The sequence below is a fragment of the Streptomyces griseiscabiei genome (genome assembly GCF_020010925.1).
Lineage (GTDB): Bacteria > Actinomycetota > Actinomycetes > Streptomycetales > Streptomycetaceae > Streptomyces > Streptomyces griseiscabiei.
In genome coordinates, this window is record NZ_JAGJBZ010000001.1 from 1350725 (window position 1) to 1366741 (window position 16017).

Here is a 16017-nt window from a genome sequence, read left to right on the forward strand (position 1 = left end):
CGGGGTCGTCGGGCGGTGGAGGCTACATGGCCGGCAAGAAGACGGCGAAGGTGCCGCGCGCGGCGTACGAGCGCGAACTGCTGCGCCTGCAGACGGAGTTGGTGAAGCTCCAGGAGTGGGTGCGGGCGGAGGGCGCCCGTCTGGTCGTGGTCTTCGAGGGCCGGGACGCGGCGGGCAAGGGCGGCACGATCAAGCGGGTCGCCGAGCATCTCAACCCCCGTGTCGCCCGGATCGCGGCACTCCCCAGGCCGACGGAGCGCGAGCGCACCCAGTGGTACTTCCAGCGCTACGTCGAGCATCTGCCGGCCGCCGGGGAGATCGTGCTGTTCGACCGGTCCTGGTACAACCGGGCGGGCGTCGAGTATGTGATGGGCTTCTGCACCAAGGAGGAGTACCAGCTCTTCCTGCGCCAGTGCCCGATCTTCGAGCGGATGCTGGTCGAGGACGGGATCCTGCTGCGCAAGTACTGGTTCTCGGTGAGCGACACCGAGCAGCAGGAGCGGTTCCGCAAGCGGCTGGAGGACCCGTTGCGGCGCTGGAAGCTGTCGCCGATGGACCTGGAGTCGCTCACCCGCTGGGAGGCGTACTCCCGGGCCAAGGACGAGATGCTGGTGCACACCGACGTCTCCGAGGCGCCCTGGTACGTCGTCGAGAGCGACGACAAGCGGCGGGCCCGGCTGAACATGATCGCCCACCTGCTGGCCTCCGTGCCGTACCACGAGGTCCCGCCCCCGGTGCTGGACCTGCCGGCCCGCCCGCCGTCGACCGGCTACCAGCGCCCGCCTCGTGACCTGCAGACGTACGTCCCCGACCACGCGGCGAGTCTCTGAGCGGCCGGTTCACGCCGGCCCTCGGAGCATGGGCGTGAGCGGGCGGGAGTTCAGATGGCCCGGGCGCGCAGGCGGCGCAGCATACGGGCGTCCTCGAAGCCGACCGAGCGGGCCGCGGCGTCGACGGTGACGCCGTGGCTGATGAGGTGCTCGGCGCGTTCCAGGCGCAGGGTCTGCTGGTAGCGCAGCGGGGTGAGGCCGGTGGCGCGGCTGAAGAGCCGGGTGAGGGTGCGTTCGCTGACGCCGACGTCCGCGGCCAGGCCGGGCAGGGGGAGCGGCCGGTCGAAGCGGGTGTCGATGAGGTCCTGGGCGCGGTGCACGGTGTCGTCGAGGTGGGACCGGTGCCGGAACATCGCGCTGGACTGCGGCTCGTGGCCGTTGCGGCGGGCGTAGACGACCATGTCCCGGGCCACCTGGGCGGCGACGGCGGGTCCGTGGCGGCCGGCGACCAGGTGCAGGGCGAGGTCGATACCGCTGGCGATCCCGGCCGAGGTGATCACCCGGTCGTCGGCGGTGAAGAGGACGTCACGGACGACGACCGCGCCGGGGTGGCGCCGGGCCAGTTCGTCCTGCACGTCGTGGTGGGTGGTGCAGCGGCGGCCCTGGAGCAGCCCGGCCCGGCCGAGTGCCTCCGCTCCGGCACAGACGCTGGCCACGGTGCCGCCCCTGGCGTGGTGGTCCCGCAGGACCCGCAGCAAGGCCTCGCCGAGAGGGGGCGAGTCGGCCAGGGTGACGGCACTCCAGCCGGGGACCACGATCAGGTCGTCGGGCCCCAGCTCGGGCCAGTCCAGGCCGGCGACGAGCGGCAGCCCCTGGGCCGTGGGGACCTGCCGGTGCTCGGAGACATAGGTGAGGGTGTAGGGGTGCCCGAAGTCGCCCGCGGTGGAGAAGACCTGCGCGGGGCCGGCCAGGTCCAGCAGATGGACTCCGGGCACCAGGAAGAAGACGACGTGGCTCACGATCCGGTCATCATGCCCGAAGGTCCGCGGCGGCTTCCACCTCGTCGACCGTGGCGATGGTGGCGAAGCGTCCGGCGAGGGCGTACTCGGTGCGCCGGACGACCTCGGCGGCGGGCAGGGTGCGGGGGTCGGCGAGCAGTTCGGCGACGGTCATGTCGGCGGGGGCGTCGCGGTGCGGGATCGGTTCGGTGGCGGTCGCGTCGACGACGAAGGTGACCCCGTAGCCGAGGTCGCTCCCGACGCGGGCGGTGGTCTCGACGCACTGTTCGGTGCGGATACCGCAGACGGTGAGTTCGCGGACCCCGTGCCCGGTGAGGACTTGCTGCAGGTTGGTGGTGGTGAAGGCGTTGTGCGAGGTCTTGTGGATCAGCGGCTCGCCGTCCTCGCGTCCGTCCAGCTCCTCCAGCAGCCGCACCTGGCCGAGGGCGGGGTCGAAGGCGTCGCCGCTGCCGGGCTCGGAGTGCAGCACCCACACGACCAGGTCCCCGGCCCGGCGGGCGAGCCGCACCAGCCGGTTCACCTTGTCGGCGATCTTCGGGTCGGAGATCGCCTCCCACTGCGGAAGGGTGCGGAAGGACTCCTGGACATCGATGACGATCAGTGCTCGGGTCATGCCCTCAGCCTCCGCCGTACGGCCGGGCCGGGAACAGGCCGCATCGGGTCTCACTGCGGACCGATCCGGTCAGCCGCCGCGGCCCGCCGTCCGTACCCGGCGGCTTCCTCGCCGAGGTGGACGAGACCGGCGCGCTCATGGCAGAACCCCGTGCGCCCCGGTCCGCGTTGACACCACGTCCTCGTCGGCGGCGCATCCCGCCGGCACCGAAGAAAGGCAGCACCATGTCGCCTCGTACCGCGGACACGGCCGTGGCCGTCCACCCCCTGCTGGCCGAACGCTGGAGCCCACGCTCGTTCGACGCCGGCCGCACGGTCACCGACGAAGAGCTGGTGTCGCTGCTGGAAGCGGCCCGCTGGGCACCCTCCGCACGCAACGCGCAGCCGTGGCGCTTCCTCGTCGGACGGCGTGGCGACACGACGTACCAGCGGCTCCTCGACAGCCTGGTGCCCGCCAACCAGATCTGGGCGGGCGACAGTTCACTGCTGGTCGCGGCGGTGGCGGTGGAGCTCGTCGACGACGGCGTGCCGCACCACGGCCCCGCGTACGACACCGGGCTGGCGGTGGCCCAGCTGTCGCTCCAGGCCCATGCCCTGGGACTGCACGCCCACCAGATGGGCGGCTTCGACCCCGAGCGGGTGCGCGCCTCGCTCGGGGTCCCGGACGGCTTCCGGCCGCTGTCCGTCACCGCGATCGGGGCCCTGGCGGCGGCGGACCTCCTCCCCCGGGAGCTGCGCACGCGGGAGACCGCCGCCCGGGTCCGGCGTCCGCTCACGGAGACGGTCTTCGGTGCCCGCTGGGGCGACCCGCTGTCGGCCACCCCCTGACCTCACTCCCCGGGCCGCTCCACCGGGAAGAGCAGGCAGCTGCTGGTGGCGTGGGCGAGCAGACGGTCCGACGCGTCCACCAGCCGCGCCTGGGCCAGGGCCGTTCTGCGACCGCCGCTGACGACGGTGCCGATGGCACGCACCGTGCCCGTGTCCACGGTGATCCGCCGCAGGAACTTCACCGTCAGGTCGAGCGAGGTGTAGGCCATGCCGCGCGGGAGGGTCGACTGGACGGCACACCCTGCCGCCGAGTCGAGCAGGGTGGCGAAGATACCGCCGTGCACGCTGCCGATCGGGTTGTAGTGCTCCTCCCCCGGCGTCAGCGAGAAGACCGCCCGGCCGGGCTCCACCTCGTCGAGGACGAAGTCGATCGCGTGGTTGACGGGCGGCTTCGGCAGGCTGCCCGCGGCCAGTGCGCGCAGGAAGTCGATGCCGGACATGCGTCCGGCCGCCTCCGCCAGGACCGCGGGATCCTCCCACTGATATGTACGTGTTCGCCCCACGACCGAGAACCGCCCTCTCATCTGACTTCTGAAAGCGAAGCTAGATGCCCGCCGGTCTGACTGTCAATGATGAAGCCAGGCCTTTACGATGGCGTGATGGAGTGGCTCGACGCGAGTACGGAGAACTGCCCCGTCCAGCGCACGCTCGACGTGGTCGGGGAGAAGTGGACCCTGCTGATCCTGCGGGACGCCGTCAACGGAGTCCGGCGCTTCGACGACTTCCACCGCCATATCGGCCTGTCGGAGGCCGTCCTCAGCGACCGGCTCCGCAAGCTCGTCTCGGCCGGCGTCCTGCGGGCCGTGCCCTATCGGGAACCGGGCAGCCGCTCCCGCAACGAGTACCGGCTCACCCGCAAGGGCTGGGACCTGTGGCCCGTCCTGATGGCGCTGAGCCAGTGGGGCGAGACCTACGCGCTCGACTCCGGGGGCCCGGTGCTCGACGTCCGTCACACCGACTGCGACGCCCCCGTGCGGGTCGTCGTCGCGTGCTCGGCGGACCACACGACTCTGGCCCCCAAGGACGTCACCGCCCGCCTGGGACCGGGCGCCCGCCCCCGGACCTGAGCGGCGTGCGTCACGGAGCCGACCGCAGTGTCACAGAGCTGTGCGGAAACGGTTCTCTCTCCGTCGGCGCGGGTTGCGGTACCGCTCCCATCAGGCACGATCACCGGGACATCACGATTCTCGGGGGCTTGTCATGACTTACACCGCTCGTTCACGCCGTACCACCGCCGCGCTCGCCGCCCTCGCGCTCGGCGTCCTGGCCTTGACCGCCTGCGGCGGTGGCACGGAGAAGGACACGGACGCCGCGAACACGGCCACGCCGGGCGCCACGGCTCCGAGCACGAGCGCACCGGCCAAGGCGGCCCCCAGTAAGGCGGCCCCGAGCGCGACCGCGCCCAGCACGGTGGCGAGCCCGTCCGGTGGCACCGACAGCGCCTCCCCGTCGTCGGAGCCCGGCGCGGACGACGATCAGGACGGCGGCGTGGGCATGTGCGAGACGAGCGACCTCGACTACACCGTCACCGTCGCGTCCCTGCCCGTCAGCCACGCCCTGCTGACCGCGACCAACAACAGCGGCGACCCCTGTCTGCTGCCGACCGGCGACCTGGTGATCACGATCCCGGGGCTCGACGGGGCCGCCGAACACAGAGGCCCCGCCGGTACGGACTGGATCATGGAGCCCGGTGAACGCGCCTACGCCGGCATCCTGTTCGACGGCGCCGACACGCCGGGCGGCAAGAGCGCGGACCAGGTGGAGATCGCGCTCACCGCCGCCGAGAGCCCGGCGACCGTGGCGATCGCCGACGGTCCGGTCACCGTCGACGACAGCCAGGTCACCAGCTTCTTCGGCACGGCCGAGGACGCCCTCAGCTACTGATCCACCTCGCAACTCCCTTGAAGGTCAAGGGAGTTCGGTCACCCGGTCGGTGCCCGGCGGGGAGACCGGGCTGCGGGCCGTGAGGTAGTCGGTCAGCGCGGTGATGTCGTCGCCGCCGCCGACCGTGTTCGTGCCCTCGGCGAAGGTGGTGAACCCATCGCCGCCCGCCGCCAGGAAGGTGTTGGCGGTCACCCGGTAGGTGGCGGCCGGATTCAGGGTCTCCCCGTCGAGCTTGATCGAGGACGGGTCGATACGGTCGCCGACCGGGGCGCCGCGGGAGAAGGAGTAGGTCAGGCCCTGGGAGACGCCGAGCATCAGGGTCGGGGCACGGGTGCCGGAGTCGTCGAACTGCTCCTCCAGGATCTTCTCGATCTGCGCTCCGGTGAGGTCGACCGAGACCAGGGACCCGGCGAACGGCTGGACCGCGAAGGCCTCGGCGTAGGTGATCTCGCCGGGTGCCTCACCGCCCGTCGAGGAGGCGTGCACGAGGTCGGCCCGTACGCCGCCGGGGTTCATCAACGCGATCCGGGCGCCGCCCCGTTCGGGTGCGGAGGTGGCCGCGAGCTGGGCGTCGGCGACGAGGTTCGCGAGGTCCGACTCGGCGTCGCGGGTCTCGGAGCGGGTGATGTCGGCGGTGACCCCGCCGACGACACGGTTGGCGAGCGGCGCGGAGAGCGCCTTCCACTTGTCGATGACGGCGGTCTGGTCGGCGTCCTTGGCGCCGGTGCGCACCACGAGGTGGTTCATCGCGGCGACCCGGTCGCGTACGACGTCACCGGTACGGCGGTCCACCGGCAGCCGGGTCTCGGTGACGACCCGGCCGAAGGACGAGGCCGAGGTGACCGTACGGGGGTGGCCCGCCGGGTCGGGCAGGGAGCAGATGTACGGCTGGTGGGTGTGGCCGGTGACGACGGCGTCGATGGCCGGGTCGAGGTGCTTCGCGATGTCGACGACGGGTCCGGAGACGCCGTCGCACTGCCCGTACGAACCGGCCTGGACGCCGCCCTCGTGGAGCAGGACGACGATCGCCTCGACGCCCTGGCGGCGCAGCTTGCGGGCGGCGGCGTCGGCGGTCTCGACCTCGTCGGTGAAGCGGACGGACTTGATGCCGGACTGGCCGGTGACCTCGGGTGTGCCCTCCAGGGTCATGCCGATGAAGCCGACCTTGACCCCGTCGACCTTCTTGACCCAGGTGGGGGCGAGGAGCGGCTTGCCGGTGGTGCGGTCGAGGACGTTCGCCGCGAGCCAGGGGAAGGCGGAGCCGTCGTAGGGCTCGCCGTCGATGTAGCAGCCGTCGTCGGGGTGGCAGCCGCCGTGCTGGACGCGCAGCAGTTCCGCGGTGCCCTCGTCGAACTCGTGGTTGCCGACGCTCGTGACGTCCAGGCCCAGCTTCTCCATGGACTCGACGGTCGGTTCGTCGTGGAAGAGGCCGGAGAGGAAGGGGCTGGCGCCGATGATGTCACCGGCGGCGACGGTCAGCGAGGCGTCGGTGCCCTCGCGGAGCTGCTTGAGGCGGGCGGCGAGGTGTTCGGCGCCGCCGACCGGGGTGGACCTGGGGTCGAGCTTGGCGCCGAGGTTGGCGTCACGGCCGGTGGGCGGCTCCAGATTGCCGTGGAAGTCGTTGAAGGAGAGCAGCTGGACGTCGACGGTGTCCGGGCGCTTCGGGACGGCCGGGGCGCCGCCGTTCAGGAGGCCGGGGCGGAGGGACAGCAGATGGAACTTGGTGACGCTGCCGTTGAAGCCGAAGTTGTCGTCGGCGACCAGGACGAGCGTGCGGGAGCCGTCCGGGAGGGTCGGACCCCAGGTGATGCCCTCGACGTTGTCGGCGTCCGTGCCGGAGAGGGTGAAGTCGTAGAGCAGCTTCTTCGGCATCGGCCGCTCGGAGCCGGACGGCTTCGCCTTGCCGCGTACGTCCGTCGCGCCGCGTGTGGTGGTCCAGTACAGACGGATCGCGAAGCCGACGCCGGAGGCGAAGGAGCGTTCGACGGTGAGGTAGTCGGTCTTGTTGATCGCGAGGATCTCGGAGACGCCCCGGTCGGCGGAGTAGGTGCCGACGGGGGCCGGCAGCGGGGCGGTGGGCGCGGCGGAGATCGGGTCGACCTCGTAGACGTGCTCGGCCTCGGCCCGGCCGGTGCGACGGTCCATGACGAGGAGGCGTGAGGGGCTCGTCGCGGTCAGTCCGGCGGCGGGGCCGTCCTGGACGAGCGCGTTCTCGGTGATCGTGACGGCCTCGCGGCCGTCCGGGGAGAGGGTGAGCCCCTCCAGGGCCTGGTTGTTGCGGACACCGGCGGTGAGGGTGCCCGACTCCGAGCGGACGGGGGCGTACGCCTTGGGCAGCGGGAGTTCGCGTACGTACGCGCCGGAGGCCGATGTCTCGCGGACGAAGGCCGGCTGCCCGGAGGACGAGGCGCCCTCGCTGGTCCACAGCAGGCCCTTGCCGCCCGGGTTCCAGCGGATCGCCTCGGGGTCGACGGCCTTGGCGGCGAAGGGTTCGCCGGTCGTGTCGTCGAGGACGGTGAGCGCGTCGAGGGTGGGCTTGCCCGTGGCGAACTTCTTTCCCTTCAGGGGAAGTTGGAGGGTGTAGAAGCGGGCCTTGCCGTTCTCGGAGCGGTCGTCGCTGAGGGCGGCGTAGGTGTGGGTCCTCGGGTCGTAGTCGATGCCGGACAGGCCGCCGAAGGGCATCCCGAGTTCCGTGGTGCCTGCGGGGACGGTGAGGGTGTCGAGGAGGGTGATGCCGTTCTGGGTCTTCTGGGGGGTGCGGCCCGCCTCGGGTGTGGCCTCGGCGGCGAGACCGTTGGTGAGGGCCAGGCCGCCCAGGAGGGCGGTGGTGGTGAGCGCGGCGAGGGTGGCGCGTCTGCGCCTGTGTCTGCGCCTGCCGATGAGCCGGCTGTGTCTGGGCATGGGTGTTCCTTCCGGGGAGGGGGAGGGTCCGATGTGTTGCGTCGCGGAGTGCGGGTCCGGTGGGGGCTGGTCGCGCAGTTCCCCGCGCCCCTGAAAGGCCTACGGCCGTTTCGGGGCGGAGAAGCCGGGGCCCAGCCCCGCCTTCTCATCAGAGGGAAGCCGGGGCCACCTGCCCCGCGCCCCGCCGCTTCCTGCGCCACGCGTACACCGCCAGCGCGACCAGCGTCATCGCGTACGGGATGGTCGACACCAGTTGCGGGGGTACGTCGAGGGTGCCGAGCTGGACCGCGAGGGCCTCGGCGGCGCCGAAGCCGAGGGCGGCGAGGAAGACGCCCCAGGGGCGCAGGCCGCCGAGGAAGACGGCGGCGAGCGCGATGAAGCCGCGGCCGGCGGTCATGTCCCGGACGAAGAAGGAGACGTACCCCATGCTCAGGAACACCCCGGCGAGGCCCGCGAGCGCGCCGCTGAGGGCGAGCCCGGCGTACTGGACGCGCCGCAGCGCGATACCGACCGAGGCGGCGGCGTCCGGCATCTCGCCGACCGCGCGGAGGTGGAAGCCGAAGCGGGTGCGGTAGAAGAGCCAGGCCACGAACGGCGCGGCGAGGAACGCCAGCCAGGTGATCATGTTCTGGCCGCTCAGCACCTCGCCGACCACCGGGATGTCCTCGATGCCGGGCAGGGTGACCGTGGGGAGGGTTCCGCTCTTCAGACCCGAGGTGCCGCCCTTGTCGTCGAGGAGGGTGAACACGGCGAAGGCGGTGGCGCCGGAGGCGAGCAGATTGATGCCGATGCCCGCGATGATCGCGTCGGCGCCCAGCTCCAGGCGGAGCGCGGCCAGCAGGAGGCCGAGGAGGACGGCCACGGCGACTCCGGCGAGGGCCCCGGCCGCGACCGAGCCGCTGTACCCGGCGACCAGCGCGCCCGTGCAGGCGGCGCTGAGCATCTGGCCCTCCAGGGCGATGTTGCTGATGCCGGCGCGTTCGGCGACGAGTCCGCCCATCGCCGCGAGGAGGTAGGGGGTGGCGACGCGCAGGACGGCCGCGAGGAAGGCGCTGCTGAGGACGACGTCGAGGACGGTGTTCATCGGGCACCCGCCGTCCCCCGCGAGGCGGCCGGCTTCCGCGAGGTGCCCGCCTGGCGGCGGGCGAGGCGCCGCTTGAGGAGGTTCGGCAGGGCCTGGGCGGTGACCAGGAGGACGATGACCGCCTGGATGACGACCACGATCTCCGTGCCCACGTCCGTCTGCTGTTCCATGATGTCTCCCCCGGCGCGCAGATAGGAGTAGAAGAGGCCGGCGACCACGACGACCAGCGGGTTGTTCCGGGCGAGCAGTGCCACCACGATCCCCTCGAAGGCGAGGCTCCCGGCGAGTCCGGGTTCGAGCCGCCCGTACACGCCCTGTACGAGGTGCGCCCCGGCCAGGCCCGCGACGGCGCCGCCGATGACGAAGCTCCACTCGATGGCGCGGGGCACCCGGATGCCGCCGTACTCGGCGAAGTGCGGGTTGGAGCCGGTCATCCGGATGCGGTAGCCGAGCGGGGTGCGGGTGATGAGCAGCCACAGGGCGACGGCGGTGAGCAGCATCAGGAGGAAGCCGATGTTGGCGCGGCCGAGGGGGATGCCGAGCCATTCGGTGAGCGGGGTGAGCGCGGAGTCCGGCCGGATGCGCTCCGAGTGGACGGCGCTGCTGCCGGGCTCCTTCAGCGGGCCGTTGACGAGGTAGTCGTAGACGCGGACGACGATCGCGTTGAGCATCAGCGTCGCGACGATCTCGTTGGCGCCGAGCCGGGCCTTCATCGAGCCGGGGACGAAGCCCATGCCGGCCCCGGCCGCCGCCGCGGCGACCAGCGGGACGATCACGGCGGCGACGGGCGGCAGCGGAAGGAAGACGGCGACCATGGCCGCCGCCAGCGCGCCCGCGTAGAGCTGGCTCTCGGCGCCGAGGCTGATCTGCCGGGCCCGGAAGGGGATGGCCACGGACAGGCCGAGGAGGGTGAGGGTGGTCGCGTCCTCCAGCCAGCGGCCGACGCGGAACTTGATTTATGCGCTGTTGAGCTGTCCACGGACTATCGTCCAACGTCATGTCGATCATGGGTTGGCGGGTCCACTTCACCCGCAGGGACCCGGCGTGGCCGCGCGAAGCGACGCCGTTCATAAGGGAGTTCAGCGCTCTGTTCTCCGGTCTCGATCAGCGGTTGGACGAGCTGGGTGTGCCCGAGGGACAGCCGTTCCTGATCAGTCCGGCGGGTCAGTACGACGTGGCGTTGAACCGCTACTTCTCAGTGTGGTTGGCGTCGTCTCCGTGGAACACTCAGGCCGCCCATGCCCGGGACCTGCGCACGTACTTCGACTTTCTGTGGTTCGGGCGAGGCCGACGCGACTGGCGTGATGCGTCGATGGACGATCGGGCGGCGTATGAGTGGTGGCGTCGTCGGGACGAGCACGGGCCTCGGGTGGAGGACTCCAGCTGGGACCGGGAGGTCTCTACGGTCAACCAGTTCTATCTGTGGGCGATCGAGCAGGACCTTGTGCGGGCCAATCCCATCCGTCAGCGTGCCGCTGCAGCGTGGTCGCCCTGGGCGCGAGGTTCCGGCGGCGGCACGGTGCGGCAGGTGCCGGCCGAAGCGTCGCACACGGGTCCGCGGCGTGAGGTGAAGTGGCTGCCGCCGTTGTCGTACCGGCTGTGGCGCAATGTCGGGCTGTGCGGGTTTGACGCGACGGAGATGCCGAGGCGGGCGTTTCGCGGACGGTGGGCGGCGCGGAACGTGGCGTACGCCGACGCGATGATCCGTACGGGGCTGCGGCTGTGTGAGCACTCGGCGCTGACGGTGTTCGAGCTGCCGGAGCTGCCGCCGCCCGGGGCTGGGATCGTCAACGCGCGGGCGATGCTGCCGCACGTGATCTCCAAGGGGCGCTCGGGGCGGGCGGTGTATTGGCCGGTCTCGGTGCTGCGGGACGTACGCGATTACATGGAGTGGGACCGGACCGAGATGCTCGACTACGGCCGCGCCCGCGGCTTCTACACCCCGACGCGCCGGTCGCTGCTGGTGGAGGACCCGGCTGTACCCCGAGTGCGGATGGGCGGCCGGTGGGTGCCGGTGGCCCGCCTGGACGCGGCCGAGCGGCGCCGGCTGCTGGTGGCCACAAGGGATGGCGGGTGGGCGCCGGCGATGGTGTGGCTGAACCAGTGGGGGCTGCCGATGACGGTGTCCGGGTGGAAGCAGGTCTTCGCCGACGCCAACAACCGGTGCCGTGCGCAGGACGTTGGCGTGGCGGCGACTCCGCACATGCTGCGGCACTCGTACGCGGTGACCACGCTGGAGCTGCTGTGGCGGGGGCATCTGCAGGCGCTGGGCGATATGAACGAGCAGCAGCGGCTGACGTATCAGCGGGTGTTCGGTGATCCGCTGAACTGGGTGCGGATCAGGCTCGGTCACCGGTCGGCAACGACGACGGCGGTTTACCTGCACACCTTGCAGGAGCTGGAGATGCGCACGCGGCTGGAGCTGGTACCGGAGGGGGCGTGGGAGCCGGCGGGCTTCAGCGAGGAGGGCTGGCTGGAGCGGTCGGCGGTGGCCGCGTGAGCGAGGGCGTGGCGCGGGCGGGCCGCGGGCGTACGGCAGTGGTGCCGGACGGTTTCTACGAACCTCCTCCCGCGGTGGAGTTCCCCGAGGACGGCGGGTCGCCGGTGGTGCGCTTCATGGGTGAGGACGGCCGCGAGTGCGTGTTCCGGTTCGCGGAGCTGCCGCTGGCGGGGATGCACCGGGACTTCGCCCACGCGCTCGGGGTGCGGATCGGGCCCGGCGGCGGGCGCCGCACGCAGCGGGCGGCGAGCGGGCAGTGGCAGACGGTCAAGCGGTTTCTCCTGCTCCTGGACAGGCTCCCGGTGCCGCCGCAGCGGGTGGAGGAACTGCGGGTGCGCCACTTGGAGCGGTACCTGATGTCGCGGCGGGAGACGTGTCTGGAGACGTCGGCCCGCCGGTCTCTGCAGGATCTGCTGCGGATCGTGAGGGTCCTTCCGGGCCAGGACCGGCTGGATGGCGCCGTGGTGGACTACGCCGGGCAGCCTGGGCACGGGGTGGATGCCCAGCAGGCAGTGCGCCCGGGCTACTCGGATCGCGAGTTCCAGGCCGTGATGACCGCGGCTCGCTCGGACGTGGTGGCCATCCGTGACCGGATCGCGGCGGGCGAGAACCTGCTGTGGCGCTTCCTCGACAACCCCGAGGCTCTGCTGGCCGCCGAGCGGGAGCAGGGGGCGCGGCTGGAGGCGATGGCGCGGACAGGCCGGATCCAGGTCGATTACCGGGGGCTGGCGGTGGGCGAGTACCCGGCGGCCTGCTACGCGCAGGCGCGGCAGTTGTTCGTGGTCGACCAGGACCTGGCTCCTCTGTTGATCTACGCGGCCGGGCTGAGCGGCCGTAACCCGGAGACGCTGAAGGAACTGCCCGCCGAACACCGGCTGCTGGAGGAGCGGGCGGTGGCGGTGACGCTGGTCAAACGCCGCCGGGGCAAGGCCAACTCCCGTACGACTGTGCACTGGAGCGTGGACCCGGACTCGAACCGGCAGTTGAAGGCGATGGGTAGTTTCTATCTGCTGCTGCACCGGATGATGGCCCGAAGCCGGGCGTTTTCCGGCACATCCTCGGTGTGGTCGATCTGGGCGGGCAACGGCCGTGGTGGTGTCCGCCATGCCTCAACCGGCGGGCACCTCGGTCCGTTCGACGCCGAGTTGGCGCGCAAGCTGAAGCTCGGGCAGTGGGCCGAGCGTCACGGCCTGGTCGGCGACGATGGGGCACCGCTGCAGATGATGCTGACCCGGATGAAGAAGACGGTCGAGACGCGGACGGCTAAGCAGGTGGGCGGGCACCTGCCGTCCGCGCGGCTGACCAACACGGCCGAGACGTCGTTCGCCTGCTACCTGCGCGGGGATCCGTTCGTCACCGAGTGGGCTGCCGATGTGCTGACCGAGGCGATCAACGATGCCGAGCGGCACGCCCGTGCCGTCGTCGTGCGCCTGGGTGGCGCGGATGCGGACGCTGTCTCGCAGCGGTCGCTCGGCCAGGCGGAGGCGGGCGAGCTGGACACGCTCGCCGCCTCGTGCCTGGACATCGAGGACAGCCCGTCCGGCGGCCGGTGCCGCCAGTCGTTTCTGGCCTGCTTCGCCTGTCCCAACGCCCTGGTCCTGGAGCGGCACTTGCCCGCCTTGCTCGCGCTGGCCGACGTGCTACGAGAGGACCTTGAGCGGCGGGACGTCGATCAGTGGGCGGCCCGGCACGGGGCGACCTGGACGGTCCTGACCCGCGACATCCTGCCCCGGTTCAGCCCTGCCCAGCGCGCCGCCGCGGCCCGCACCCGCCCGGTTCTCCCGCTGGACCTGCTCGATGGCCCGAAGGAGCTTTCGTGACCAGTCCTGTCGAGGTCGCTCGACGGTCCGGGGCGGTGCCCGCCCGGGCGCTCGTGCTGGCCGCACGACCGTTGCGCGCCGAATACCGACTGGAGGAGACGTCCCGGTTCGCCGACGACGCCTGGTGGCTGACGCCGGCGTGGCTGCGGGCCGACCGCAAGTCGCTCAAGCTGGACTTCAGCACGGTTCCGCCGCCGTTCGTGACCACGGCCAAGAGCCTGTTCTACGCCCTGCTCGCCCAGGACACCCCGCCCGGCGAACTGCCGCTCACCATTCCCAGCATCCGCACCTACTTCAGCTGCGTACGCCGTTTCCTCACCTGGGTCCACGACCGCGGACTCGCCCTCGCCCAGGTGAGCGGAGAGGACCTTGACATCTTCCACCGCGAGCTCGCCGAGCAGCGGTTGTCCCTCGCCTCCACCTACCGCTACCGCCGTGCGATTCGGATGCTGTGGGCCTACCGCAGCCGGGTCCCCGATGCCCTGGCGAGCGACCCGCTGCGGCGCTCGGCCTGGCAGGCGTGGGCGCGCGCGAACCCGCGGCGGTTCGGAGAGAACCTCACCGAGCGGATCCCCGAGCAGATCCTGGGCCCCCTGCTCACGTGGGCGCTGCGCTGGGTCGATGACTTCGCCGAGGATGTCCTCGCCGCTCGTGACGAGCGCGCCGCCCTCGATGCGCGTGTGCCGGCTGGCCCCGACGCGCTGTCGGCCCTGGCCGTGCTGCTGGACGGATACCGTCGCCGGGGCGAGCCCCTGCCAGCTCTTCCCGTCGGCCAGCGGCGCCGAGGGCCGCAGCTGGCGCCGTGCCTGAGCCACCTGGCCCGGTTGCTGGGCCATGACCGCGACCGGCTGGAGCGGCTCGACGCCGAGCGGCTGATCGCCGAAGCCGCGCAAGAGGTCGGCGTCGACTCCGACTGCCCCCTCACCCACCGTGTCCAAGGACAGCTGGACGGCCGCCCGTGGCTGGCGGCGATCTCGTACTACGATGTGCCGCGGTACGAGCGGCTGCTCCAGGGGGCCTGCTGGATCGTGATCGCCTACCTCTCCGGGATGCGCGACTCCGAGGCCAAACACCTCCAGCGCGGCTGCCTGAGCGTCCAACGCGACTCCGCCGGCCGCGTCTACCGCCACCGCCTGCACAGCCTCGCCTTCAAGGGCGAGAACGCCCACGGGGCGCAGGCCACCTGGATCGTCACCGCCCCGGTCGCCCGGGCCGTCGCCGTCCTCGAACGCTTCCAGTCGGCCGAACAGCCCTACCTGTTCGCTCCGCCGCCGACCTCCCGCAGCTACCGCCAACGCCGCAGCCCTTTCGGGGTGCTGGACAGCAACGCCACCAACACGGACATCACCGACCTGATCAAGTGGATCAACGCCTACTGCACCGCGCACCAGCGCGCGGACGGCATCCCGCCGGAGCGCGGGCGGGTTCCGCACCTGACCACGCGGCGCTTTCGGCGGACCCTGGCCTGGTTCATCGCCCGCCGCCCTGGTGGCACCATCGCCGGCGCTCTGCAGTACCGCCATCAGGGGATTCAGATGTTCGAGGGCTACGCCGGCACCAGCGACTCCGGGTTCCGCGACGAGGTCGAAGCCGAGGAGGCCCTCGCCCGGGGCCAGTTCCTCGCCGGGATGGGCGCCGCCGACCGTCCGGCGTTGGCCGGACCGGCCGGAGCCGAGGCCGAAGCCCGGCTCACCGAGTTCGCCCGCCACACCGTCTTCGACGGCCAGGTCGTCACCGACGAAGCCCGCCTGCGCCGCATCGTGGCACGCCACGACCCGCACCTGTACCCGGGGACCTTCGTCACCTGCGTCTACAACCCCGACCGCGCTCTGTGCCGCGCCCCCGCCGACCCCGGCCACCAACCGGTCCTCGCCGACTGTCAGCCCCTGGCCTGCCGCAACACCGCCCTCACCCCCGCCAACCAGCAGGCTCTGGTCGGTCACCTCACCCAGCTGGAGGACGCCCTGGATGACGGCGCCTGCCTGGCCCCCTACATCCGACACCGTCTTCAGGAACAGCACCGTGCCACGGCCGCGTTCCTGGCCCGCCACGATCCGGAGCCCGCAGCGTGAATCGAGCCCTGCCCGACGTCGACACCGTCAAGGCCGCCATCGACACCGTCCTCGACGAGGCGTTCGCCAGCGGACGCAGACCGACCGTCACCGCTATCGAGCGCCGCCTCGGCATCCCCCACGCCACATTTCACCGCCACTACGCCGACCTGATCGACACCCATTTCCGGCCCCGGATCCCCGCGGCCCGCAGCCAGACACGCACGGACCGGCCGAAGACCGACGGGCCCAACGAGGAGAACCTGCGCCGGCTACGGCAGGAGAACACCGACCTACGCCGGACCCTCGCCCTCTACGAGGAGGCCATCCGCCAACTCGCCCTCGAAAACCACGCCATGCGCGGCGGCGCCGCCGTCATTCCCCTGCCCGCCCGCAGCCGCACCTCCGCACCATCACAGTCCTGACCTGGGCCCCGTCCGGGTCCGCCCAGCGCGCGAGGACCGGCGCCACCGCGTCGATGTGACTCAGGTGCGGGCCGCCACCCTGCGTCCGACGTCTCTGCGGTCAGCTGGCAGCATCCGCTGCGT

14 protein-coding genes are annotated in these 16017 nt (G+C 71.8%); 8 read left to right on the plus strand and 6 right to left on the minus strand.

Annotation, left to right across the window (positions count from 1 at the left end):
• Positions 1-26 precede the first annotated feature (26 nt).
• On the plus strand, positions 27-830 hold the full coding sequence (gene ppk2 / locus J8M51_RS05830; protein ID WP_086759127.1) for a polyphosphate kinase 2: 804 nt from the start codon (positions 27-29) through the stop codon (positions 828-830).
• Positions 831-880: 50 nt separating this feature from the next.
• On the opposite strand, the gene J8M51_RS05835 is transcribed toward ppk2, so the two are convergent.
• Both J8M51_RS05835 and J8M51_RS05840 read right to left on the minus strand, forming a co-directional pair.
• On the minus strand, positions 881-1789 hold the full coding sequence (locus tag J8M51_RS05835) for a GlxA family transcriptional regulator (RefSeq protein WP_086759126.1): 909 nt from the start codon (positions 1787-1789) through the stop codon (positions 881-883).
• 10 nt (positions 1790-1799) lie between these two features.
• Complete coding sequence (locus tag J8M51_RS05840) at positions 1800-2402, minus strand: cysteine hydrolase family protein (RefSeq protein WP_086759124.1); 603 nt, start codon at positions 2400-2402, stop codon at positions 1800-1802.
• 224 nt (positions 2403-2626) lie between these two features.
• Here J8M51_RS05840 and J8M51_RS05845 point away from each other — a divergent pair, with 224 nt between their 5' ends.
• The gene (locus J8M51_RS05845) at positions 2627-3229 is read left to right on the plus strand and encodes a nitroreductase family protein (protein ID WP_086759122.1); all 603 of its coding nucleotides are present in this window, start codon (positions 2627-2629) and stop codon (positions 3227-3229) included.
• Between the two features lie 2 nt (positions 3230-3231).
• Here J8M51_RS05845 and J8M51_RS05850 read toward each other — a convergent pair whose 3' ends face one another.
• On the minus strand, positions 3232-3732 hold the full coding sequence (locus J8M51_RS05850; protein WP_086759121.1) for a PaaI family thioesterase: 501 nt from the start codon (positions 3730-3732) through the stop codon (positions 3232-3234).
• Positions 3733-3828: 96 nt separating this feature from the next.
• Between J8M51_RS05850 and J8M51_RS05855 the strand changes: the two genes are divergently transcribed.
• Together J8M51_RS05855 and J8M51_RS05860 are read left to right on the plus strand one after the other, a co-directional pair.
• Positions 3829-4296, plus strand: coding sequence for a winged helix-turn-helix transcriptional regulator (locus J8M51_RS05855; RefSeq protein ID WP_086759119.1), 468 nt, complete (start codon positions 3829-3831; stop codon positions 4294-4296).
• Positions 4297-4429: 133 nt separating this feature from the next.
• Positions 4430-5113 carry a DUF4232 domain-containing protein gene (locus J8M51_RS05860; RefSeq protein WP_086759117.1) on the plus strand — a complete coding sequence of 228 codons (684 nt, stop codon included), beginning with the start codon at positions 4430-4432 and terminating at the stop codon, positions 5111-5113.
• A gap of 24 nt (positions 5114-5137) precedes the next feature.
• On the opposite strand, the gene J8M51_RS05865 is transcribed toward J8M51_RS05860, so the two are convergent.
• The 3 genes from J8M51_RS05865 to J8M51_RS05875 all read right to left on the minus strand — a co-directional run bounded on the left by J8M51_RS05865 (position 5138) and on the right by J8M51_RS05875 (position 10054).
• On the minus strand, positions 5138-8014 hold the full coding sequence (locus tag J8M51_RS05865) for an esterase-like activity of phytase family protein (RefSeq protein WP_086759115.1): 2877 nt from the start codon (positions 8012-8014) through the stop codon (positions 5138-5140).
• A gap of 148 nt (positions 8015-8162) precedes the next feature.
• Positions 8163-9098 (minus strand): ABC transporter permease, encoded by a 936-nt coding sequence (locus J8M51_RS05870; RefSeq protein WP_086762326.1) that lies wholly within the window; start codon positions 9096-9098, stop codon positions 8163-8165.
• Complete coding sequence (locus tag J8M51_RS05875; RefSeq protein WP_086762328.1) at positions 9095-10054, minus strand: ABC transporter permease; 960 nt, start codon at positions 10052-10054, stop codon at positions 9095-9097. Before J8M51_RS05875 ends, J8M51_RS05870 begins: the two co-directional genes overlap by 4 nt.
• 41 nt (positions 10055-10095) lie before the next feature.
• Between J8M51_RS05875 and J8M51_RS05880 the strand changes: the two genes are divergently transcribed.
• From J8M51_RS05880 to J8M51_RS05895, 4 genes are read left to right on the plus strand one after another with little or no spacing between them, the layout of a single operon-like run.
• Entirely contained in the window at positions 10096-11598 is a 1503-nt protein-coding gene (locus J8M51_RS05880; RefSeq protein WP_267299018.1) for a site-specific integrase, read from the plus strand.
• Positions 11595-13418, plus strand: a complete 1824-nt coding sequence (locus tag J8M51_RS05885; protein WP_086757376.1) for a hypothetical protein — start codon at positions 11595-11597, stop codon at positions 13416-13418. Before J8M51_RS05880 ends, J8M51_RS05885 begins: the two co-directional genes overlap by 4 nt.
• A complete protein-coding gene (locus tag J8M51_RS05890; protein WP_086757378.1) occupies positions 13415-15490 on the plus strand; it encodes a site-specific integrase in 2076 nt (691 codons plus the stop codon). Before J8M51_RS05885 ends, J8M51_RS05890 begins: the two co-directional genes overlap by 4 nt.
• The gene (locus tag J8M51_RS05895; protein ID WP_086757382.1) at positions 15487-15894 is read left to right on the plus strand and encodes a hypothetical protein; all 408 of its coding nucleotides are present in this window, start codon (positions 15487-15489) and stop codon (positions 15892-15894) included. Before J8M51_RS05890 ends, J8M51_RS05895 begins: the two co-directional genes overlap by 4 nt.
• Positions 15895-16017: the final 123 nt, after the last annotated feature.

Bases quoted from the DNA above. Each gene is read 5' to 3' on its own strand.
- ppk2 (WP_086759127.1), top strand. From the start codon at position 27: ATGGCCGGCAAGAAGACGGCGAAGGTGCCGCGCGCGGCGTACGAGCGC.
- J8M51_RS05840 (WP_086759124.1), bottom strand. From the start codon at position 2,402: ATGACCCGAGCACTGATCGTCATCGATGTCCAGGAGTCCTTCCGCACC.
- J8M51_RS05845 (WP_086759122.1), top strand. From the start codon at position 2,627: ATGTCGCCTCGTACCGCGGACACGGCCGTGGCCGTCCACCCCCTGCTG.
- J8M51_RS05855 (WP_086759119.1), top strand. From the start codon at position 3,829: ATGGAGTGGCTCGACGCGAGTACGGAGAACTGCCCCGTCCAGCGCACG.
- J8M51_RS05860 (WP_086759117.1), top strand. From the start codon at position 4,430: ATGACTTACACCGCTCGTTCACGCCGTACCACCGCCGCGCTCGCCGCC.
- J8M51_RS05865 (WP_086759115.1), bottom strand. From the start codon at position 8,014: ATGCCCAGACACAGCCGGCTCATCGGCAGGCGCAGACACAGGCGCAGA.
- J8M51_RS05870 (WP_086762326.1), bottom strand. From the start codon at position 9,098: ATGAACACCGTCCTCGACGTCGTCCTCAGCAGCGCCTTCCTCGCGGCC.
- J8M51_RS05880 (WP_267299018.1), top strand. From the start codon at position 10,096: ATGTCGATCATGGGTTGGCGGGTCCACTTCACCCGCAGGGACCCGGCG.